Annotated in this window: 5 protein-coding genes; all 5 read right to left on the bottom strand. The window is 61.7% G+C overall.

The window, feature by feature from the left end; genetic code table 11:
• Window positions 1-187: 187 nt before the first annotated feature.
• Complete coding sequence (locus B1781_RS00485) at window positions 188-4909, bottom strand: retention module-containing protein (RefSeq protein ID WP_078117802.1); 4722 nt, start codon at window positions 4907-4909, stop codon at window positions 188-190.
• A gap of 197 nt (window positions 4910-5106) precedes the next feature.
• Complete coding sequence (locus B1781_RS22685) at window positions 5107-20421, bottom strand: Ig-like domain-containing protein (protein ID WP_125931806.1); 15315 nt, start codon at window positions 20419-20421, stop codon at window positions 5107-5109.
• 118 nt (window positions 20422-20539) lie between these two features.
• The gene (locus tag B1781_RS00375; RefSeq protein ID WP_078117801.1) at window positions 20540-21193 is read right to left on the bottom strand and encodes a response regulator transcription factor; all 654 of its coding nucleotides are present in this window, start codon (window positions 21191-21193) and stop codon (window positions 20540-20542) included.
• A 3-nt stretch (window positions 21194-21196) separates the two neighbouring features.
• Entirely contained in the window at window positions 21197-22525 is a 1329-nt protein-coding gene (locus tag B1781_RS00370) for an HlyD family type I secretion periplasmic adaptor subunit (protein WP_078117800.1), read from the bottom strand.
• Window positions 22526-22536: 11 nt separating this feature from the next.
• Window positions 22537-24696 carry a type I secretion system permease/ATPase gene (locus B1781_RS00365; RefSeq protein WP_334223833.1) on the bottom strand — a complete coding sequence of 720 codons (2160 nt, stop codon included), beginning with the start codon at window positions 24694-24696 and terminating at the stop codon, window positions 22537-22539.
• Window positions 24697-24807 lie beyond the last annotated feature (111 nt).

Here is a 24807-nt window from a genome sequence, read left to right as displayed (position 1 = left end):
ATCATCAAATTCACACTTTTTTGTTTTGGCAGACTTCACAAAGCGGGCCGGCAATCGCGAGGTTGTCCTAGACAACATCCAAGCGAATCAAACACCTACCGGCCGCCTCCCTTGGCGCGGCATCATGCCACATATCGAACATTGGGCAATAATGTCCGGAAACACTTTGATGGATGTCACCTTTTGCTCAGTCGGTCTGCAGATTGTTGCTCGTCAGCAGGCTGTCGATGATCTGTTGATCGTTGGATCCAAGCACGCTCAGATCGACATTCTGCAACACGATGGTCTGATCTTCGGAACCGGCCGAGTAACCTGCGCTGAATCCACCATTCGAGCTGACGTGTACGACGCCGTCGCTACCCGATTGCTCAAAGTGTAGATAATCCGTCAGGTCTCCGCCTGCTTCGCCGCTGAGCAGGTCCTGCAGGTTCAGGACATCGCCCTCGGCGAGGCTGAAGTTGGTCACCTGATCGACAGCGGGGCTGCCCGCGGTGCCCTGGTAGCCGTCGTTCCAATAGAACTCGTCGGCACCGCTGCTGCCGGTCAGCACGTCGTCGCCAACACCACCATCGACAGTCGGCAGCGCAGCGCTGACAAGCAGGCTGGTTGCCGCAGTCGCCGCCGCATCGACGCCGATATTGGTAACGACCGCGGTTGCCGTATCGGTGCCGCCGTTGCCGTCACTGATCGTATAGGTGAAAGAATCCGTCGCGACCTCGCCGGCGCCAAGGCTGTCGAACTGACCGTTCGGGTCGTAAACGAACGAGCCGTCATCCGAGATCGTCAACAGGGCACCGGAGGACAGGGTGACTGTCTGGCCATCGGTCACGGCATTGCCGTTTACCTCGATCAAGGTCAACGGGTCGCCGTCCGGATCGGAATCGTTATCCAGCAGGTCGTTCGGTGAGGCAGCGGGGATCGTCAGCGTTTGATCCGCCGACAGGGTGTATTCGGTATTGGCCGACGCAGGACCCGAACCGGAGAAACCGGCCAGGAAATAGTCGGAGCCATCGCCTGTGCGATTCACCGTGTCGATGGATTCGAATCGCACCTCGTTGAACACCAACGCACCGGTATTGATGTTGAACGTGCCGATATTTCCTGTGCTGAGCACAAAGGTGCCTCGGGCGACCTCGTGGCCATCGTACAGTGCCACCCAACGCCCCTGCTCACCGCCGTCTTCATTCGCGAACAGGCGTTCAACACCGAACCGCGCCTGATTCATATTGCCGGCGAACTCCAACGTGATCGATTCCGATTGGCCCGTCGTCCGATCGAACTCTATCTGCTGCGGAACCGTCTCCAGGACAGTTCGCGGCGTGCCCGCCACACCCAGGTTGTTGCCTTGCTGGAACAAGGTACCGGGGCTGCCGTCGGCGTCGCGCGCAACAATCGTGGTCTGTTGGCCCATGCTGTCGATTGCAGTCCAAGACGTGCCCAGCTTACCCAACGCCACGCTGTATGGCGCGGCGTCAGGATCATCGACGGCAACCGGCGGGACACCGATCGGCGTCAGGTCGAGTGTCGCGGCATCGCTAGCCGGGCCCGAGGTATTGCCGGCCGCATCTGTCAATGTAGCGGTGACCGAGATGGTGTTGCCGTCGCCCGGGCTGGGGAAGGTCGTCGCCACGGCGCCGGCAGCAATGTCGGCCGCCGTCAGCACGATTGTGGTGGTGTTGCTGCCGTCGCTCACGGTCAGGGTATCTCCGGCAACGGCGTCGCCCGGCAGCCCGATCTCGACGTCGATATCACCGCTGAGCTCGCTGCTGTCGATGATGCCGTCGTTGTCGGCGTCTTCGGTGATCACCACGGTGGGGGCCGAGGGTGCGGCCGTGTCTACCGAGTAGGGCCGCGACGTGGTCGCGGTGGCTTCGCCGTTTACATCGCCGGTGGAGGTTGTCACCGAGGCATCGACGGTGGTGTCCGGATCCGCGGCAAGCGCACTGCCCGGCACATCGATGCTGAACGCGCCACCGGCGACGGCTCCCACGTAGTCCAACCCATTCACGGTGATCGTCACGATGTCGCCATCGGTAACATCGCCACCCACCGTGCCCGTGATGGCTACCGTGGCACCGGCTTCGGCGGCGTTGAGTACGTCATCGGCAGCGATCGGATCCAGGGCGATGCTTGCCGTCGGCGGCGTGGTATCGACCGTGTAGGTTTGCGTAGTGGTGGCAGTGGCTTCGCCATTGACGTCGCCGGTACTCGTGGTAACGCTCGCATCCACGGTCAGATCGGGATCGCTTGCCAACACGCTGCCGGGCACATCGATGCTGAAAGCGCCGCCACTGACGGTACCGATGTAGTCGACGCCATCGATGGTCAGCGTGACCGTATCGCCATCAGCAACGTCGCCACCTACCGTGCCGGTGACAGCGACCGTGCCGCCCGCCTCCGCCGCGTTCAATATGTTGTCGGGCGTAATCGGATCAAGCGCGATGCTCGCCGTCGGCGCGGTGGTGTCTACCGAATACGTCTGGGTGTCGGTCGCTGTGGCCTCACCGTTGACGTTACCCGTGCTGGTGGTAACGCTGGCATCGACCGTGCTGTCCGCATCGGCCGCCAAGGCGCTGCCCGGCACATCGATGCTGAAGGTACCGCCACTGACCGGCCCGGTGTAGTCGGCGCCACCGATCGTCAGCGTAACGATGTCGCCATCGGCAACGTCGCCACCTACCGTGCCGGTGACAGCGACCGTGCCGCCCGCTTCCGCCGCGTTCAATATGTTGTCGGGCGTGATCGGATCGAGGTTGATGCTCGCCGTCGGCAGACCCGTATCAACGGCATAGGTTTGCGTGTCGGTCGCCGTGGCTTCGCCGTTTACATCGCCGGTGCTGGTCGTCACGCTGGCGTCGACCGTCAGGTCGGGATCGCCGGCCAATGCACTGCCGGGCACATCGATGCTGAAAGCGCCGCCACTGACGGTGCCGGTGTAATCAACTCCGTCGACCGTCAGCGTAACCGTATCGCCGTCGACCACGTCGCCACCAACCGTGCCGGTCAAGGCAACCGTGCCGCCCACTTCCGCAGCACTCAGAATATTGTCGGCAGTCACCGGATCAAGCGTGATCGTGGCGGTCGGGGGCGTGGTATCAACCGTGTATGTCTGTGTCGTAGTGGCGGTGGCTTCGCCGTTCACATCACCGGTACTGGTCGTGACACTGGCATCGACCGTCAGGTCAGGATCGTTTGCCAGGGCACTGCCAGGCACATCGATGCTGAAGGCCCCGCCGCTTACCGTGCCGGTGTAGTCTACGCCATCGATGGTCAGGGTTACCGTGTCGCCATCGGCAACGTCACCGCCAACAACGCCGGTAATGGCGACTGTGCCACCCGCCTCGGCGGCGTTCAGAACGTTGTCCGCCGTGATGGGATCGAGGGCGATCGTCGCGACGGGAGGCGTAGTATCGACTGCGTAGGTCTGCGCATCGGTCGCCGTCGCTTCGCCGTTCGCATTGCCGGTGCTGGTCGTGACACTCGCGTCGACCGTGAGGTCGGAATCGCTGGCCAGGGCGCTGCCCGGGACATCGATACTGAACGCGCCGCCGCTCACTGCGCCGGTGTAATCGGTGCCATCGATGTTCAAGGTCACCGTGTCGCCGTCGGCGACGTCACCGCCAACGGTGCCGGTAACGGCAACCGTGCCGCCGGCTTCAGCTGCGTTCAACACATTGTCTGCGGTAATCGGATCGATATTGATCGTCGCCGTGGGCAGATTGGTGTCGACGGTATAGGGCTGGCTCGCCGTTGCCGTCACTTCGCCGTTCACATCACCGGTGCTGGTGGTAACGCTGGCTTCGACGGTGGTATCCGGGTCGTTGACCAGGGCACTGCCGGGCACGTCGATGCTGAAGGTGCCACCGCTGACGGTGCCGGTGTAGTCGATGCCGTTTATTGTCAGGGTCACCGTGTCGCCATCGGCGACATCGCCACCGACCGTACCCGTGATGGCCACCGTACCACCTGCTTCAGCGGCGTCGATCAGGTTGTCGGCAGTGATTGGATCAAGCGTGATCGCAGCGGTCGGCGGGGTGGTATCGACAGTGAAGGGCTGGCTGTCCATCGCCGTCGCTTCGCCGGCGGGGTCACCGGTAGACGTCGTTACGCTGGCATCGACAATGCCGTCGGCGTCGGCAAGCAGTTCGCTACCGGGCACTGAGATACTGAACGCGCCACCACTGACCGGACCGGTATAGTCGGTACCGTTGACGTTGATCGTGACGATGTCGCCATCCGCTACGTCGCCGCCGACCGTGCCGGTGATGGCCACCGTCGTGCCGGCCTCGGCCGCGCTGATAATGTTGTCGCCAGTGATCGGCGACAACACCAGAATCGCACTCGGGCCACTCGGCCCTGTCGTGCCACCACCCGCACCGCCATCATCGCCTTCGACGAGCAACGGGATCGGATCGACGAGCAATTGTTCGAAATTCTGCTCGAGGCCGGTGGTTTCATAGCCGGCCTGTACCAGCCCGACACGCCCGGTGCGGTCGACGGACAACGCGGATTGCGCGGATTCGCCCAATGCAGACGTCGGCGCAGGCTGGTCGCCGGCGGCCGGTGGTTCGGTGATTTCGGTGGGATCTGCACCCGCAGCAATGGCTGCCTGAATCTCTTTGACGTCGGCAAGTGCCGCTGCACGCGCGGCGTCGACATCGTCGCTGTAGACCGATTCGTCGAGCGATGCCTCTGTATTGCTGCCAAGATCCAGTCGCGATCCGTCTTTCATCGCGATGACCGCGCTGGCCTCACCGATCGTCTTGATCAGGTCGTCAGCGTAGACCATGTCGCCGGCAAACAGCTGCCTTTCCACACCGTCGGCACCTGTTGCGACGACGCGTCCGGTTACGGACTGGACCTCGCCGACCACGGCGGCAGCATTGTTATTCAAGGTTTGTTCGGCCATGCGGCTCTCCGCGCGAAATCATCGATAAGTCAGATGATCATGGCGCGCGGCAGGCATTCGGCACATAGAACCTTGGTACTAAAAAGGAATAGGGGTCACGCCGCACGTACCGCGCGAAACCCGGCCAGAGGGGGGCGTCGATGCTCCGGCCGTCCCCGCCCCTCGGAACAACCGGGGTTTGGGGACGGCCGCGTGGGTCAGTCGGTAACCAGGTTGCTACCGGCCAGCAGGCTGTCGATGATCTGTTGATCGGTTGTGCCGAGCGCGCTGAGATCGACATTTTCGAGCACGATCGTCTGGTCGGTGGCAGCGCTATCGAAACCGGTACCGAAACCGCCATTGCTGCTGACGTGAATTACCGCGTCCGCACCACTCTGCTCGAAATGCAGGAATGGCGTCAGGTCACCTGAGCTGTCTTCGCCCTGCAGCAGATCACTGAGGTTCAGGGCATCGCCATCACCGATGCTGAAATCGACGATCGCATCGACTGCCGGGGTACCGGCAACGCCCTGGTCACCGTTGTTCCACTCAAAACTGTCGCTACCTGCACCGCCGACCAGGATATCGTTGCCCGAACCACCGATCAGGATGTCGTTGCCGGCACCCGCATCGAGTTCGTCGTCATCGGCACCACCATCCAAGGTGTCACCCAGATCGGTGCCGATCAGGATGTCGTCACCGCCTGCACCGACCAATGTCGCACCCTCGTAAGGCTGGGTCGCTGTGGCGACACCTACGGCGCCGCTCGCACCGTCGCTTCCGTAGACCACGGTCTGGCTCGAGCCGTCGCTGAAGGTCACGGTGAATTCGACCTGTCTGTTGGCGAATTCTGCGCCGTTATCATTGGTGCCGAGGCCGTCGGTATCCACGCCGAAGTGCATCTCGTCGCCTACGCCGAATGCGCCGTTGGCGAAATTGATCGTGAGCAGCGGACTGCCGTCGACCGCAGTGATCGAGATATCTGAAGCACTCATCCCGGTCAATGTACCGAGAGTAGGCCCGTAAGAAGCCCCGCCTTGGGTGTCGAAGTACGCATTGCCGTCAGTACCGGCCTGCAGATCGATCGAGATCTGCGTGACGTACACCCCGGCGATTCCTGCACTATCCATGCGGAAGCTGTATTGCTCCGGCCCGGTGGAATAGGTGCTGCCCGCGGCGACTGCACCAGTTACCGTGTTCGAGTACTCGGTCATGCGGCCCACCAGTTGATCCGGATCGCCGTCGCCCGTAACGGTGCCACTACCGATCGTGACCTCCATGCGATTGACTTCGATATCGACCGACGAAGAAGCGGTATCGCCATCTGCGTCGCGGACCACATATTCAATGCTGGTACCAGCCAGGCTTAGGTCGCCGCTGCTGGGTGCACTGTAGGCATAGGTGCCGTCGGTAAAATCGATCGTGAGCACACCGCCATTCGTCGTGTTGACAGTCAAGACATCGGTCGACGGATCGAAGCTAGAACGGTCAATGCCGCTTACAGTGACCGAATGCGTTGACAAATCGAATGTGTAGGTTGTGCCCTCAGACGTCAACGACTCAATGTAACCACCATCCGCACCAAACAGGCTGCCTGCGCCGATCGTACCGGTGGTATGCAGATAGCCCGAAGCAGAACCCAGCACGGTCGTTTCAAGCACGGCATCGAGCTGCGCGAAATCCGTCACCAGAACACCGTCGGTATCGGCGCCGGTCAAACCATTGTAGGCAATCGGGTCCAACGAAGACGTGCTGCTCAAACCGCTGCCCATACCAATGGCGTACGACGTTATCCCATTCGCGTACAGAAACTCCTGCCACGCAGCTTCTTCGTCGGCGTTGATTCCCACATCGCCTGAGGGGCGTGTTGGCTCACCGTCGGAGAAGAAATACGCCACATTTTGTCCACCGGCGATTGAGCCGGCATCGGCAAACGCGCTTTCAGCAGTGGTCAACGCCGCATCGTAGTTGGTCTGACCGCCCGCCGACAAACCGCTCAGCACGGACCTCGCCTCGGCGATCGTCATCCAATCCGATCCCTGCTCGGCTGCACCGGTTGAGAATGTCACGAGACGAACGGCGACCTCGCCGAACTCGTCGTAGCGGTCGAGCAGAGTATTGATCGATGCGATAGCGCTAGCCAAGCGGGTGGCCCCGCCGACGCCGTCGCTTGTTCCCATGCTGCCGGACACATCCAGCATGATCAGCAGATTCGAATCGAGAGTCGACAACGACTCGGTGCGCGCTGCAATGTCGACCGGGGCATCGTCTTCGACATTGATATTGATGGCAGCGGGTACCGACGTGGTACCGCTCGCCGAAGTCGCCGAGATACCGAATGAGAACTGCAGCAGACCTTCGCTGCCTTCATCACCGACATGATCGACAGGTGCCGTCAGGTCGAACGTATAGTTGCCGGCCGTATCGATCGACAACGTTGCAACGGTCACACCGTTTGCGGTGCCCGTCAGCGTGGAGGTTCCCGAACCTGACCAGGTTATCGCATAGCCGCCGGAGTTATAGGCACCGTCGGCCGGCGCCGTCAACGTGACCGAGGTGATTGCATCACCATCCGGATCGAAAATGCTGACCGTACCGCTCACGGAGGTTTCGTCCGTCGTATCCAGGCCAGACGGCGTTGCGTCAGGCTGGCCACCTGCCAATCCCTCCTCAGAAACGTTGGCGGTCACCGACGAAACGAAAGGCAAGGTGGCATGCGTTGAAACCGTACTCGCACTGAAAGCGTTGCCCGCATCGTCGTTGCCCGTCACAGTTGCAGTGAACGAGGCATCCGCAGCCAAATCGCTCCCGGCAACACTCACACTCCAGGTGACACCGTCGGGATTGACGCTGGTACTGTAAGTGGTGCCATTGATCACCATGCTCACGGCGTCGCCCGCATCTGCATCGCCACCGACCGTGCCGGTAACGACCACCGTACCGGCCGCCTCACCCGCATCCAGAACGTCATCTGCAGTGATGTTGTCGACGGAAATCGTTGCCGAAGCAACCAGATCGACGGCATAACTCTGCGTCGCGGTGGCAGTCGTTTCGCCGTTCACATCACCCGTACTGGTCGTGACGCTGGCTTCGACGGTGGTGTCGCCGTCTGCGGCCAAAGAGCTTCCGGGCACATCGATGCTGAATACACCACCGCTTACGGTGCCGGTGTAATCAACACCATCGACTGTCAGCGTGACGGTGTCGCCATCGGCAACGTCACCACCGACCGTGCCAGTAACGGCTACAGTGCTACCGGCTTCGGCAGCATTCAGGATGTTGTCAGCTGTGATCGCATCGAGGGCGATCGTCGCCGTCGGTGCAGATGTGTCTACGGAGTACGCCTGCGTATCAGTCGCCGTTGCTTCGCCGTTTACGTCGCCCGTGCTGGTGGTAACGCTGGCTTCGACCGTGGTATCACCGTCGGCTGCCAAGGCACTTCCGGGGACGTCGATGCTGAACACACCGCCAGAGACGGTGCCCATGTAATCGACACCGTCGACTGTCAGCGTGACGGTATCGCCGTCGGCGACATCACCACCGACCGTGCCGGTGACCGCTACCGTACTGCCAGCTTCAGCAGCACTGAGGATATTGTCTGCGGTAATCGCGTCGAGCGTGATCGTCGCGGTCGGCGCTGACGTATCGACCGAGTACGCCTGTGTGTCGGTAGCAGTCGCTTCGCCATTGACGTCACCGGTACTCGTGGTGACGCTAACTTCGACGGTGGCATCACCGTCTGCAGCCAGAGCACTTCCCGGCACGTCAATGCTGAACACACCGCCCGAAACAGTGCCGGTGTAATCCGCACCGTCGACCGTCAGAGTGACCGTGTCGCCATCGGTGACGTCACCACCGACGGTGCCAGTGACAGCTACTGTGCCACCTGCTTCGACGGCGCTGATGATATTGTCTGCGGTGATTGGGTCGAGTGCGATCGTCGCGGTCGGCGCTGACGTATCAACCGAGTAGGCTTGCGTGTCAGTGGCCGTGGCTTCGCCATTGACGTCGCCCGTACTGGTCGTGACGCTGGCTTCAACCGTGGCATCACCATCGGCAACCAGTGCACTTCCCGGCACATCGATGCTGAACGCACCGCCCGAAACAGTGCCGGTGTAATCCGCACCGTCGACCGTCAGAGTGACCGTGTCGCCATCGGTGACGTCACCACCGACGGTGCCAGTGACAGCTACTGTGCCACCTGCTTCGACGGCGCTGATGATATTGTCTGCGGTGATTGAGTCGAGTGCGATCGTCGCGGTCGGCGCTGACGTATCAACCGAGTAGGCTTGCGTGTCAGTGGCCGTGGCTTCGCCATTCACATCACCGGTGCTTGTGGTCACGCTGGCTTCGACTGTGGTATCGCCGTCTGCGGCCAAAGCGCTTCCGGGCACATCGATGCTGAAGGCACCGCCAGAGACACTGCCCGTATAGTCAATGCCGCCGACTGTGAGCGTAACTGTGTCGCCATCCGCGACGTCGCCACCAACAGTACCCGTGACTGCTACCGTACCACTTGCCTCTGCGGCATTGAGAATATTGTCTGCAGTAATCGAATCCAGCGTGATCGTCGCGGTCGGGGCTGACGTATCGACAGAGTACGCCTGCGTATCAGTCGCCGTTGCTTCGCCGTTTACGTCGCCAGTAGACGTGGTAACACTGGCTTCAACGATGGAATCGCCATCGGTAGCCAGTGCGCTTCCTGGCACATCAATGCTGAATGCACCGCCTGACACAGTACCTGTGTAATCCACACCATCGACCGTCAGCGCAACGGTATCGCCATCGGCAACATCGCCACCGACCGTGCCGGTCACGGCCACCGTGCCACCCGCTTCTGCGGCGTTCAGGATGTTATCCGCCGTGATCGAATCCAATGCGATCGTGGCCGTCGGCGCTGAGGTATCGACCGAGTAAGCCTGTGTATCAGTCGCCGTAGCCTCACCGTTCACATCGCCGGTAGACGTGGTGACACTAGCCTCGACGGTGGTATCAGCATCGGAAGCCAATGCGCTACCGGGGACATCGATGCTGAACGCACCGCCTGACACAGTACCTGTGTAATCCACACCATCGACCGTCAAAGTAACCGTATCGCCATCGGCGACATCGCCACCTACGGTGCCGGTGACTGCGACCATGCCGCCCGCTTCGGCAGCGTTGAGGATATTGTCTGCTGTGATCGCGTCGACCGTGATCGTCGCCGTCGGTACCGACGTATCAACCGAGTAAGCCTGCGTATCAGTCGCCGTAGCCTCACCGTTCACATCGCCGGTAGACGTGGTGACACTAGCCTCGACGGTGGTGTCAGCATCGGAAGCCAATGCGCTGCCGGGCACGTCGATGCTGAACGCACCGCCGGAGACACTGCCCGTATAGCCAATGCCATCGACCGTCAGCGTGACCGTGTCGCCATCGGCAACATCACCACCGACCGTGCCGGTGACCGCTACCGTACTGCCAGCTTCAGCAGAACTGAGGATATTGTCTGCGGTAATCGCGTCGAGCGTGATCGTCGCGGTCGGTGCCGACGTATCAACGGAGTACGCCTGCGTATCAGAGGCCGTGGCCTCGCCATTGACGTCGCCCGTACTGGTCGTGACGCTGGCTTCAACCGTGGCATCACCATCGGCAGCCAATGCGCTTCCCGGTACATCAATGCTGAACGCACCGCCCGAGACAATGCCGGTGTAATCAACACCATCGACCGTCAGGGTAACCGTGTCGCCATCAGCGACATCGCCACCTACCGTGCCGGTAACGGCTACGGTGCTACCGGCTTCAGCAGCATTCAGAATGTTATCTGCGGTAATCGCATCGAGTGTGATCGTGGCCGTCGGCGCTGAAGTATCAACCGAGTACGCTTGCGTGTCAGTCGCCGTCGCTTCACCGTTCACATCGCCAGTCGTTGTGGTAACGCTGGCTTCAACGATGGCATCGCCATCCGCGACCAAAGCACTGCCCGGCACGTCGATGCTGAACACACCGCCAGAGACGGTGCCCGTATAATCGACACCATCGACCGTTAGAGTGACCGTATCGCCATCAGCGACATCACCACCGACCGTGCCGGTCACCGCAACAGTACTGCCGGCCTCAGCAGCATTGAGGATGTTGTCTGCGGTGATCGCATCAAGAGCAATCGTCGCGGTCGGTGCCGAGGTATCAACCAAGTAAACCTGACTATCGGTCGCCGTCGCTTCGCCGTTCACATCGCCAGTAGAAGTGGTAACGCTGGCTTCAACCGTGGCATCGCCATCCGTGGCCAAAGCGCTGCCGGGCACGTCGATGCTGAACGCACCGCCAGAGACGGTACCCGTGTAATCGACACCGTCGACTGTCAGCGTGACGGTATCGCCGTCGGCAACATCACCACCGACCGTACCAGTCACAGCGACAGCGCCACCTGCTTCAGCAGCATTGAGGATGTTATCTGCGGTGATTGAGTCGAGGGTGATCGTCGCCGTCGGTGCGGATGTGTCTACGGAGTACGCCTGCGTATCAGTCGCCGTCGCTTCACCGTTCACATCGCCAGTAGAGGTGGTGACGCTGGCTTCAACCGTGGTATCGCCATCCGCGGCCAAAGCACTGCCCGGCACGTCGATGCTGAACGCACCACCAGAGACGGTACCCGTGTAATCGACACCGTCGACTGTCAGCGTGACGGTATCTCCGTCGGTGACATCACCACCGACCGTACCGGTGACCGCTACGGTGCCGCCGGCTTCAGCAGCATTGAGGATGTTGTCTGCGGTAATCGCGTCGAGCGCAATCGTAGCGGTCGGTGCCGACGTATCAACGGAGTAAGCTTGCGTGTCGGTAGCGGTGGCTTCGCCATTCACATCACCGGTGCTTGTGGTCACGCTGGCTTCGACGGTGGTATCGCCGTCTGCGGCCAAAGCGCTTCCGGGCACATCGATGCTGAAGGCACCGCCAGAGACACTGCCCGTATAGTCAACGCCGCCGACTGTAAGCATAACTGTGTCACCATCCGCGACGTCGCCACCGACGGTACCGGTAACCGCAATCGTACCGCCTGCTTCAGCAGCACTAAGTACGTTGTCAGCGGTAATCGCGTCAAGCGTGATCGTAGCCGTCGGTGCAGAAGTATCGATGGAATATGCTTGCGCATCAGTAGCCGTTGCTTCGCCGTTTACGTCGCCTGTACTGGTGGTAACGCTGGCTTCGACCGTAGTATCGCCGTCGGCTGCCAAGGCACTGCCCGGCACACCGATGCTGAACACACCGCCAGAGACACTGCCCGTATAGTCGACACCATCAATCGTCAGCGTGACCGTATCACCATCGGCGACATCGCCACCTACGGTGCCGGTGACTGCGACCGTACCGCCGGCTTCGGCAGCATTGAGAATGTTGTCAGCTGTGATCGCGTCAAGCGCGATCGTTGCCGTCGGGGCCAAGGTATCAACCGAGTACACCTGCGAGTCAGTTGCCGTCGCTTCGCCGTTGACGTCGCCCGTGCTGGTCGTGACGCTAGCTTCAACCGTGGTGTCACCATCGGCAGCCAACGCGCTCCCCGGGACATCAATACTGAACGCGCCGCCTGAGACTGAACCGGTGTAATCAACACCATCAACCGTCAAGGTAACCGTGTCGCCGTCAGCGACATCACCACCGACCGTGCCGGTAACTGCCACGATGCTGCCCGCTTCGGCAGCACTGAGGATGTTGTCTGCGGTGACCGCATCCAACGCGATCGTTGCTGCCGGGGCTGAGGTATCAACCGAGTAAGCCTGCGTGTCGGACGCGGTCGCTTCACCATTGACGTCGCCCGTGCTGGTCGTAACGCTGGCTTCGACCGTGGTATCACCATCAGCCGCCAAGGCGCTTCCCGGGACATTGATGCTGAACACGCCAGCACTAACAGTGCCCGTGTAGTCAACACCGTCAACCGTCAAAGTGACCGTGTCGCCGTCGGCGACATCACCGCCAACCGTACCGGTGACCGCTACCGTACTGCCAGCTTCAGCAGAACTGAGGATATTGTCTGCGGTAATCGCGTCGAGCGTGATCGTTGCTGTCGGCGCTGACGAATCGACCGAGTACGCCTGCGTATCGGTCGCCGTGGCTTCACCGTTCACGTCGCCAGTAGATGTGGTAACGCTTGCCTCAACGGTGGTGTCGCCGTCGGTAGCCAGCGCGCTTCCCGGCACACCGATGCTGAATACGCCGCCACTAACGCTACCGGTGTAATCGGTACCATCGACAGTCAGCGTGACCGTGTCACCGTCAACAACATCGCCACCGACGGTGCCGGTGACCGCGACCGTGCCACCAGCCTCGGCCGCACTGAGGATATTGTCTGCAGTGATCGAATCCAGCGCGATCGTGGCCGTCGGCGCACTGGTATCGACGGAGTACGCCTGCGAGTCAGTTGCCGTCGCTTCGCCGTTGACGTCGCCGGTCGTTGTCGTAACGCTGGCGTCAACGGCGGTGTCGCCGTCGGCAGCCAGTGCGCTTCCTGGCACATCAATGCTGAATGCACCACCCGAGACAATGCCGGTGTAATCCACACCATCGACCGTCAGCGTAACGGTATCGCCATCGGCAACATCGCCACCGACCGTGCCGGTCACGGCCACCGTGCCACCCGCTTCTGCGGCGTTCAGGATGTTATCCGCCGTGATCGAATCCAATGCGATCGTGGCCGTCGGCGCTGAGGTATCGACCGAGTAAGCCTGTGTATCAGTCGCCGTAGCCTCACCGTTCACATCGCCGGTAGACGTGGTGACACTAGCCTCGACGGTGGTATCAGCATCGGAAGCCAATGCGCTACCGGGGACATCGATGCTGAACGCACCGCCTGACACAGTACCTGTGTAATCCACACCATCGACCGTCAGAGTAACCGTATCGCCATCGGCGACATCGCCACCTACGGTGCCGGTGACTGCGACCGTACCGCCGGCTTCGGCAGCGTTGAGGATATTGTCAGCCGTGATGGCATCGAGCGTAATCGTTGCCGTCGGTGCAGAGGTATCGACCGAATAAACCTGGCTATCGGTCGCTGTTGCTTCACCGTTTACGTCGCCCGTGCTGGTCGTGACGCTGGCTTCTACCGTAGTATCGCCGTCTGCCGCGAGCGCGCTGCCCGGGACGTCGATGCTGAACGCGCCGCCAGAGACGGCACCCGTGTAGTCGACACCATCGACCGCCAGCGTAACCGTATCGCCGTCGGCAACATCACCACCGACCGTGCCGGTAACAGCGACCGTACCGCCTGCCTCTGCGGCATTGAGAATATTGTCTGCGGTGATCGAATCCAGCGTGATCGTCGCGGTGGGGGCTGACGTATCAACCGAGTAAGCTTGCGCATCGCTCGCCGTTGCTTCGCCGTTTACGTCGCCAGTAGAAGTGGTAACGCTGGCTTCAACCGTGGCATCGCCATCGGCAGCCAGTGCGCTTCCCGGCACATCGATGCTGAACGCACCACCCGATACGATGCCAGCGTAGTCGACACCATCAACTGTCAGCGTGACGGTATCACCATCAGCCACATCACCACCGACCGTACCAGTCAAAGCGACAGCACCACCTGCTTCAGCAGCATTGAGGATGTTGTCTGCGGTGATTGAGTCGAGGGTGATCGTCGCCGTCGGGGCCGACGTATCGACAGAGTACGCCTGTGTGTCGGTAGCGGTAGCTTCACCGTTCACGTCGCCGGTGCTTGTTGTAACGCTTGCCTCGACGGTGGTATCGCCGTCTGCCGCCAGCGCGCTTCCCGGCACATCGATGCTAAATGCACCACCAGTGACGGCACCCGTATAGTCGACACCGTCGACTGTCAGCGTGACGGTATCGCCGTCGGCGACATCACCACCGACCGTGCCGGTCACCGCAACAGTACTGCCGGCCTCAGCAGCATTGAGGATGTTGTCTGCGGTGATCGCATCAAGAGCAATCGTCGCGGTCGGTGCCGAGGTATCAACCAAGTAAACCTGACTATCGGTCGCCGTCGCTTCACCGTTCACATCACCAGTAGAGGTGGTGACGCTGGCTTCAACCGTGGCATCGCCATCTGCCGCCAAGGCGCTTCCCGGGACATTGATGCTGAACACGCCAGCACTAACAGTGCCCGGGTAATCAACACCGTCGACCGTCAGGGTGATCGTGTCGCCATCAGCGACGTCGCCACCGACCGTGCCGGTAACGGCTACGGTGCTTCCGGCTTCGGCAGCATTCAGAATGTTATCTGCGGTAATCGCATCGAGTGTGATCGTGGCCGTCGGGGCCGAAGTATCTACAGAGTACGCCTGCGTATCAGTCGCCGTCGCTTCGCCATTCACGTCGCCTGTACTGGTGGTAACGCTGGCTTCAACGGTAGTGTCGGCATCGGAAGCCAATGAGCTACCAGGGACATCGATGCTGAACGCACCACCAGAGACGGTACCCGTGTAATCGACACCGTCGACTGTCAGCGTGACGGTATCGCCGTCGGCGACATCACCACCGACCGTACCGGTCACAGCTACGGTACCGCCTGCTTCGGCAGCGCTGAGGATGTTGTCAGCCGTGATGGCATTGAGCGTAATCGTTGCCGTCGGTGCTGAGGTATCGACCGAGTACGCCTGGCTGTCGGTCGCCGTTGCTTCACCATTCACATCGCCGGTGCTCGTGGTAACACTCGCTTCGACAGTCATGTCGCCGTCTGCAGCCAATGCACTTCCTGGCACGTCGATGCTGAATGCACCGCCGGAGACGGTGCCTGTATAGTCGACACCATCAACCGTCAGCGTAACCGTGTCGCCATCGGCAACATCACCGCCAACGGTGCCAGTTACTGAAACTGCACCGCCAGCCTCAGCGGTGCTGAGAATGTTATCCGCCGTGATCGAATCCAGCGTGATCGTCGCCGTAGGTCCAGATGTGTCTACGGAGTACGCCTGCGTATCAGTGGCCGTGGCTTCGCCATTGACGTCGCCCGTACTGGTCGTGACGCTGGCTTCAACCGTCGCATCGCCATCCGCAGCCAAAGCACTGCCCGGCACGTCGATGCTGAATGCGCCGCCGGAGGCCGTACCCGTATAGTCGACACCGTCGACTGTCAGCGTGATGGTATCGCCATCGGTGACATCACCACCGACCGTACCGGTAACAGCTACGGTGCCGCCTGCTTCGGCAGCGCTGAGGATATTGTCAGCTGTGATGGCATCGAGCGTAATCGTTGCCGTCGGTGCTGAGGTATCAACCGAGTAAGCTTGCGTGTCAGTCGCCGTTGCTTCACCGTTCACGTCGCCCGTGCTGGTCGTAACGCCGGCTTCGACGGTTGTGTCGCCATCTGCAGCCAAGGCACTTCCCGGCACGTCAATGCTGAAGGCACCGCCAGTGACCGTACCCGTGTAATCCACACCATCGACTGTCAAGGTAACCGTGTCGCCATCGGTGACATCACCACCGACCGTACCAGTAACGGCTACGGTACTACCGGCTTCGGCAGCGTTGAGAACATTGTCTGTGGTGATCGAATCCAGGGCGATCGTTGCCGTCGGAACCGACGTATCGACCGAGTACGCCTGTGTGTCGGTAGCGGTAGCTTCACCGTTCACATCACCGGTGCTTGTGGTCACGCTGGCTTCGACGGTGGTATCGCCGTCTGCGGCTAGAGCACTTCCCGGTACGTCGATGCTGAACGCACCGCCTGCCACAGTACCGGTGTAGTCCACACCGTCAACCGCCAGCGTGACCGTATCGCCATCGGCGACATCGCCACCGACCGTACCGGTCACAGGTACGGTGCCGCCTGCTTCGGCAGCGCTGAGGATATTGTCAGCCGTGATGGCATCGAGCGTAATCGTTGCCGTCGGAGCAGAGGTATCGACCGAGTACGCCTGCGTGTCGGTGGCGGTAGCTTCACCGTTCACATCACCGGTGCTTGTGGTCACGCTGGCTTCTACGGTGGTATCGCCGTCTGCGGCCAAAGCGCTTCCGGGCACGTCGATGCTAAATGCACCGCCAGAGACACTGCCCGTATAGTCGACGCCATCGACGGTTAACGTTACCGTGTCGCCGTTGGCAACATCACCGCCGACCGTACCGGTGACCGCTACGGTGCCGCCAGCCTCAGCAGCATTAAGGATGTTGTCTGCGGTAATGGTGTCGAGAGTGATCGTCGCGGTCGGTGCCGACGTATCAACGGAGTACGCCTGCGTATCAGAGGCCGTGGCTTCGCCATTGACGTCGCCCGTGCTGGTCGTGACGCTGGCTTCAACCGTGGCATCGCCATCCACGGCCAAAGCGCTGCCTGGGACATCGATACTGAACGCGCCGCCAGAGACCGTACCGGTGTAATCAACACCGTCGACCGTCAGGGTAACCGTGTCGCCGTCGGTGACATCACCACCGACCGCGCCGGTGACAGCTACGGTGCCGCCAGCTTCAACGGCATTCAGAACATTATCAGCCGTAATCGCGTCGAGCGTGATCGTCGCGGTCGGGGCTGAGGTATCGACCGAGTACGCCTGCGTGTCGGTAGCGGTGGCTTCGCCATTGACGTCACCAGTACTCGTGGTGACGCTGGCTTCTACCGTCGTATCGCCGTCAGCTGCCAAAGCGCTGCCCGGCACATCAATGCTAAATGCACCACCAGAGACAGTGCCCGTATAGTCAACACTATCGACCGTCAGCGTGACCGTGTCTCCATCGGTGACATCGCCGCCAACCGTACCGGTAACGGCTACGGTGCTACCGGCTTCGGCAGCATTCAGGATGTTGTCAGCTGTGATCGCATCGAGGGCGATCGTCGCCGTCGGTGCAGATGTGTCTACGGAGTACGCCTGCGTATCAGTCGCCGTTGCTTCGCCGTTTACGTCGCCAGTAGAAGTGGTAACGCGGGCTTCAACGGTGGTGTCGCCGTCTGCGGCTAGAGCGCTTCCCGGTATGTCGATGCTGAACGCACTGCCTGACACAGTACCGGTGTAATCAACACCGTCGACCGTCAGGGTAACCGTGTCGCCGTCGGTGACATCACCACCGACCGCACCGGTGACAGCTACAGTGCCACCGGCCTCAACAGCATTAAGGATGTTGTCTGCGGTAATGGCGTCGAGAGTGATCGTCGCGGTCGGGGCTGAGGTATCTACTGAGTACGCCTGCGTGTCGGTAGCGGTGGCTTCGCCATTGACGTCACCAGTAGAAGTGGTAACGCTGGCTTCAACGGTGGTGTCACCGTCCGCTGCCAATTCGCTGCCAGGCACGCCGATGTTGAACGCACCGCCCGCGACCGCGCCCGTGTAGTCAACGCCGTTCACCGTCACTGTTACGGTATCGCCATCGGTGACATCGCCACCTACGGTACCTGTGATCGCTACTGTCCCGCCGGCTTCGGCGGCGCTCAGGATGTTATCGACGGTTACCGTGTCTAGCGCAATCGTTGCCGTCGGCGCAGAAGTATCAACGCTGTAAACCTGCGTATCGGTTGCCGTCGCTTCGCCGTTGATGTTGCCGGTGGTGGTCGTCACGCTAGCTTCAACCGAGGCGTCGCCATCGGCGGCTAACGCACTTCCAGGCACATCAATGCTGAACAGCCCACCCGACGCACTGCCGGTGTAGTCGATGCCATCCACAGTTAAGGTGACTACATCCCCATCCGCGACATCGCCGCCAACTGTTCCGGTCACGGCCACGGTGCCGCCGGCTTCCGCTGCGCTGAGAATATTGTCTGCAGTGATCGGATCGAGATTGATGGTAGCGGTCGTCAGGCCGGTGCTGACCGTATAGGGCTGTGCCGCCGTTGCGGTTGCTTCGCCGTTGACGTCGCCGGTGCTGGTCGTCACGCTCGCGTCTACGATGGCGTCTCCATCGGATGCGAGCTCGCTGCCGGGTACGTTCACGCTGAACAGCCCACCGGAAACGCTGGCGGTGTAATCGACACCGTTGACGCTAACGGTCACCGTGTCGCCGTCAACGACGTCACCCCCTACGCTGCCGGTAATCGCAACCGTTGCACCCGCCTCGGCCGCGTCGAGCACGTTGTCGCCTGCGATCGGATCGAGAACAATGGTTGCCGTCGGTGCCGTGGTATCGACGCCGTAGGTCTGTGCGTCGGTGGCTGTTGTCTCGCCATTGACGTCACCGGTGCTGGTGGTGGCGCTGGCCTCGACAGTCACATCACCGTCAGCGACCAGCTCGCTGCCCGGCACGCTGATGCTGAAGCTTCCACCCGCTACCGGGCCGCTGTAATCGATTCCATTTACCGTCAGCGTCACGATATCGCCGTCGGTGAGATCTCCGCCGACGGTGCCGGTAACGGCGACGGTGCCGCCAGACTCGGCGGCATCGATGATGTTGTCGGCGGTAATGGCGTCCAGGGTGAGCGTCGCAGCCGGGGCGGCGGTATCGACGCCGTACGTGCGAGAAGCGACCGCAGTCGTCTCACCGTTCACGTCGCCCGTGCTGGTCGTAACACTCGCTTCGATCGCGGTGTCGGCGTCTGCGGCAAGCGCACTGCCGGGTACATCAATGGCAAACGTACCGCCGGTGACGGTACCGGAGTAGTCGATGCCGTCTACCGTGACGGTAACAACGTCACCGTCGGCGACGTCACCGCCCACACTGCCGCTGATTACCACGGTGCCGCCGGATTCTGCGGCGTTGACGATGTTGTCGTCGGTGACCGGGTCGAGGGTGATGCTCGCTGTAGGCGGCGTTGTGTCCGAACTGAAGCTCTGCGTGTCGGTGGCAGTGGTTTCACCGGCCGGGCTGCCGGTGTTTGTCGTGAAGCGTGCTTCGACGACGCCGTCTGCGTCGGCGAGCAATTCGCTGCCGGGCACCAGGATGCTGAACACCCCGCCCGCCACCACACCGCTGTAGTCGACACCATTGACCGTGACGAACACGGTGTCGCCGTCGCTGACGTCGCCAACCACGGTACCGTTGACCGTGACCGGGCCGCCCGCTTCTGCGGCGTTCAGGATGTTGTCTGCGGTAATCGAAGCCAGCACGATGCTGGCGCTGGGCGGGACCACCGGTGCTGCGCCGGCCGTGCCACCGCCGGCATCGCCGCCTGTGAGCGGAATGGGATCAACCAAGATGGGATCGACGTTCTGGCCTGCTGTACTGGTCTCGAAGCCGGCTTCGACCAAACCGACGCGCCCCGTGCGGTCAACCGAGAGCGCGGACTGCGCCGAATCTGCTGCGCTGGATGCGGCAGCCTGATCACCGCCGGCGGCGGTGGGGTCGGCAACTTCGGTCGGGTCGGCACCGGCGGCGATCGCCTCCTGAATCTCTTTGATGTCGGCGATGGCTGCTGCACTGACAGCCGATTCGTCGCCGTATACAGAGTCGTCGAGCATCGCCTCGGCATCGTGACCAAGGTCAACGCGGGTGCCGTCGTTCATCGCAATGACGATACTGCTGTCGCCTACCGTCTTGACCAAGTCATCGGCAAACACCATGTCTCCGGCGAACAACTGGCGCTCAACGCCATCTGTGCCCACTGCGACGACGCGTCCGGTTACGGATTGCACCTCGCCGATGGCTGCGGTTTGCGTGTTGTTCGTGGCTTGGTCCGCCATGGGATACTCCCGACAAAGTCAGCTTCGTTTAAATGTCAGCTTTAATGTCGGCAGCGATCGGGATCACCGCATAGGACTTTGGTACTAAGCCGGTCTTAACGACCGGAACCTAAGTCATTCAGCCGTTTGAGAGTTCGCGCGGTGTCTCTTGGGTCTGGCTGATGGCGAGAGCGAGTTGAACCCGGTTGGAAAGACCGGTCTTGCGGAAAATGCTGTTGAGATGGGCCTTGACGGTGCGTTCGGAGATGCCGTTTTCGGCCGCGATCACCTTGTTGCTCATGCCGTCGGCTACCTGCAATGCGATCTCGGCCTCGCGGCGCGTGAGGTCTTTCAGCACATCGCTGGTATCGGGACGTTCGACGGTGCCGGCGATGGCCTGCTCGAGCAGAAAATCCGTAACCTGTTTACCGGCCCAGACTTCGCCCGAAGCAACGGCGGAGATCAGCGCATTGAAGATCGCCGGCGAGGCCAGCCGGTTGCAATAACCGCGCACGCCGCCCTTGAGGACTCTCAATCCTTCACCGGCATTGGGAACTGCGGTCATGGCGATGAATTTGGTATTCGGACGTTTGGCCACAGCCTTGAGCAAGGCTGTGGTATCCGCATCGCGCTGCGCGCCGAGGTCGTACAGGCAGATATCCGCCGGCCAGGCGGCCGCCGTCAACACCGACCGTGGCGGCTTGACCAGAAAATGATGCCCGCCCGCCAGCGCCGCATCCGACCAGCGCATCAACACATCGCGGTCTTCGCCTGATGCAACAATCAACGTCACTCGTCAGGGCTCCCGCAATGCCGTCTCGCGCGCCCGCAAAACGGGCTTGAGCAAATATGTAAGCACGGTTTTTTCACCGACAAGGATATCCACCTCCGCCGTCATACCCGGGATGATCGAGTACGACTTCTGCCCCTTCACCAGGGCAGGCTGATCGGTTCGAACCCGTACCAGATAGTAAGACTCGCCATCCTCATCTACAAAAGTATCGGCGCTGATGTGCTCAACCTGAGCGTCGAGGCCCCCGTAGATCGCGAAATCGTATGCGGTCAGCTTGACCTTGGCCGGCAACGCCGGGCGCAGGAAGGCGATATCGCGCGGCTTGACGCGTGCCTCGATGAGCAGACTGTCCTCGACCGGCACAATTTCAACCAGGTCCATGCCCGGCTGAATCACACCGCCGACGGTACGCACCGACAGCACCTTGACGATGCCCTTGATCGGCGAGCGCACCTGGGTGCGGAGCACGCGGTCTTCCAACGCCACGTTGCTCGCGTTCAGCGCGTTGAGTTCAGCAGTCGCCTCGCTCAGCTCGCCGCGTGCTTCGGTGCGGAACTTGGCGTCGAGTTCTGCGCGACGCTGCTCAACCTCGGCCAGTTCGGCCTCGGCACGCGGTATGGCCAGGCGCGTCTCGTCCAAATCGCCACGTAAGTCGTTGACTTGCCTGCGTAATCGTAGAATCTCGACCTCCGACACGGCACCCTGTTGCTGCAGCGGGCGGGTCACTGTGAGTTCCTGTTCAGTCAGGCTCAGGCTGCGGCCGAGGCGATCTATGCGCGACTTCATCTCGGCGATCGCTTGGCGTTTTTGCGACGCCTGCTCGATCAACACACGTTGCATCGCATCGTGCGCACCGCGGCGCTCCTCGAACAACTTTTTTTCCTGCTCGTAGGCTTTTGGCAACGCATCCGTGATCTCGTCAGGCATCGGTGGAAACTCCTCCCACCCCTCGGCCTCGGCGCGCAGGCGAATCACCTTGGCCTTGAGGCTCAACAACCGGGCGCGGTTTTCCTGCAGCGACGAGTCAAAGCGGGTGTCGTCGATCGTCAGCAGCACCTGACCGGCCTCGACGATCTCGCCTTCGCCGACCGCGATATGCTTGACGATGCCACCCTCGAGGTTCTGCACCACCTGCACCTGCGACGACGGAATCACCTTGCCGTTGCCGCGCACCACTTCATCCAGCACGGCGTAGTACGCCCAGACGAAGAACGCGGCCACGCACAGCAACATGACCCATACCAGCAGCTGTTCGCCGCGCACCGAGCGCGAGCGGATGGCGGCCGCGGCGTCGACCGCGAATTCGTTGGCTTTGCTGGTGCGTTCGCTCATTCCCTGCTCCGTCAACGCGTCTGCTTGATCCGGCCGGCGCGCAAGGCATCGAGCACCTGGGCCTTCGGACCATCCGCCACGATCTTGCCCGCATCGACCACGATCACCCGTTCAACCAGGTCGAGCAACGACGCGCGGTGCGTGATCAGCACCAGCGTTTTGCCGTCGACCACCTTGGCCAGCTCGCGTTTGATGTGTTCCTCGCTGCTGTTGTCCATCGCACCGGTCGGTTCATCCATCAGCAGAATCGGCGCATCCTGTACCAATGCCCGCGCCAGCGCGACCGCCTGACGCTGGCCACCCGACAGCCGGCTACCGTGCTCTCCCACCGGCATGTCAAAGCCGAGCGGGTGACGATTCACGAACGACGACACGCCCGCCAGCTCGGCGGCGTGCACGATCTGTTCATCGTCGACATGTGCCAGGCCCATAGTCAGGTTGTCGCGGATCGAACCGAACAGCAGCTGGTTATCCTGCGAGACATAAGCAATGTTGTGCCGCAGATCGCCCGGATCGAGTTGGCGCATGTCGACACCATCGATTCGCACGGCGCCATTGTCGGCATGATAGATCCCGGCAACCAGGCGGTTGATCGTGGTCTTACCGGACCCGACCCGACCGATGATCGCCACGCGTTCGCCCGGCTCGACTTTGAAGCTCGCATCCTGCAACGCGGGCAACTCCTGGCCGGGGTAATTGAAGGTGACGTGCTCGAACTCGATGCTGCCGTTGAGCACCGGGCGGGTTACGAACACCTTGCCGTTCGGGCGCTCGACCGGCATCTGCATGATCTCGTTGAGCGTCTTCAGCGCCGTGCTCGCCTGGTAATAACGGGTCAGCAACGCCGCGATCTGGGCAAGCGGCATCACCGCGCGGCCGCTCAAGATCACCGCGGCGATCAAGGCGCCCATCGTCAGCAGGCCGTCGGAGATCAGGTACACACCGCTGACCACGACGCCGACCGATACCAATTGTTGCAGGAAGGTCGCCAGGTTGGTGGCCGACAAGGCCCACTGGCGCGCCTGCGCATTCCAGCGTGCCGTCTCGCCCACACTGCTCTCGAGCTGGCGTTGCAGCCGGCCTTCCACGCCCAATGACTTGACGGTTTCGGCCTCGACCAGGGCCTCGACCAGGGTCGCATTGCGCTGCGCCGATGCGCGCATGCCGTTTTCGGCCGCACGCCGCAGGCGCGGCTGCACGAACAGGCCGTACAGCAGCAGGATCGGGATGGCCGCCAGCGGCACGATGACCAGCGGGCCGGCGATCAGCCAGATCACCAATAGAAAGAGCACCGCGAACGGCACGTCGACGAAGGTGGTCAGGGTCAGCGAGGCAAAGAAATCGCGCACGCCGTCGAACTCACGCAGGTTGTTGGCGAAGGCGCCGGCCGATGCCGGACGCGCATCCATACGCAGACCCAACACGCGCTCATAAAGCTTGGCCGACAGTTCAATATCGGCCTTGGCGCCGGCCACGTCGATGAAGCGGCCACGCAGGCTGCGTAGCAGGTAGTCGAAGCCGTAGACCACGGTTACGCCGATCGCCAGCACCCACAGGGTTTCGAGCGCCTCGTTCGGCACTACCCGGTCGTAGACGTTCATCACGAACAGCGGGCTGGCGACCGCGAACAGATTGACCAGCACCGATGCCAGGATCACGTCGCGATAGATGCGCCACGAAGCGGCGATCGTGCCCCAGAACCAGTGACCGCCTTCGCTGTCGTGCTCCGGCCCCGGCGTACGCGCATCGTAGCGATGCGTCGGACTGGCAAGGATCGCATGGCCGGTATACAGGCCGCGCAGCTGGTCGGCATCCTGAATGACTTCGGCTTCCGGGTTCTCCGGCAGGATGAGCTTGGCCTTGCCATCGTGCAGCGGCTCGAGCAGCACGCAGGCCCGGTCATCATCAAGCAGCAGCACCGCCGGGGTGACCAGGCTGTCGAGGCGTTCCAGGGGCCGCGCCACGACACGCGCGCGCATGCCGACGCGCCGCGCGGCGCGGTCGAACATTGACGGCAGCAGACGGCCGTCGTGCAACGGCAGCCCGGCCGTGGCGGCAAACTCGGAGACCGGGAGGCCATGTTGCCGGGCGAGGATCAACAGGCAGCCGACCAACGGATCGGCCGCATCGGCCTCCGTCGCCAAGCTCACGTCCACTGCTGTTTCGCTCAAAACCCTGCTCTCCACTGGTGCGCGCCGCTGGAATTATGCGGTTTTAGGAATAAAGTTATCGACTAGCGATCCGAAATCCTGAAACATCCCACGAAATTGTCGAGGCAGACC

The sequence above is a fragment of the Thiosocius teredinicola genome, assembly GCF_002009425.1.
GTDB lineage: Bacteria > Pseudomonadota > Gammaproteobacteria > Chromatiales > Chromatiaceae > Thiosocius > Thiosocius teredinicola.
The sequence above is the reverse complement of the archived record's forward strand: the minus strand, read 5'-3'. Positions and strand labels throughout refer to the sequence as shown.

What these genes read in the sequence shown, in the direction of transcription:
- B1781_RS00485 (WP_078117802.1), bottom strand. Translation starts at nt 4,909, where the DNA reads ATGGCCGAACAAACCTTGAATAACAATGCTGCCGCCGTGGTCGGCGAG.
- B1781_RS22685 (WP_125931806.1), bottom strand. Translation starts at nt 20,421, where the DNA reads ATGGCGGACCAAGCCACGAACAACACGCAAACCGCAGCCATCGGCGAG.
- B1781_RS00370 (WP_078117800.1), bottom strand. Translation starts at nt 22,525, where the DNA reads ATGAGCGAACGCACCAGCAAAGCCAACGAATTCGCGGTCGACGCCGCG.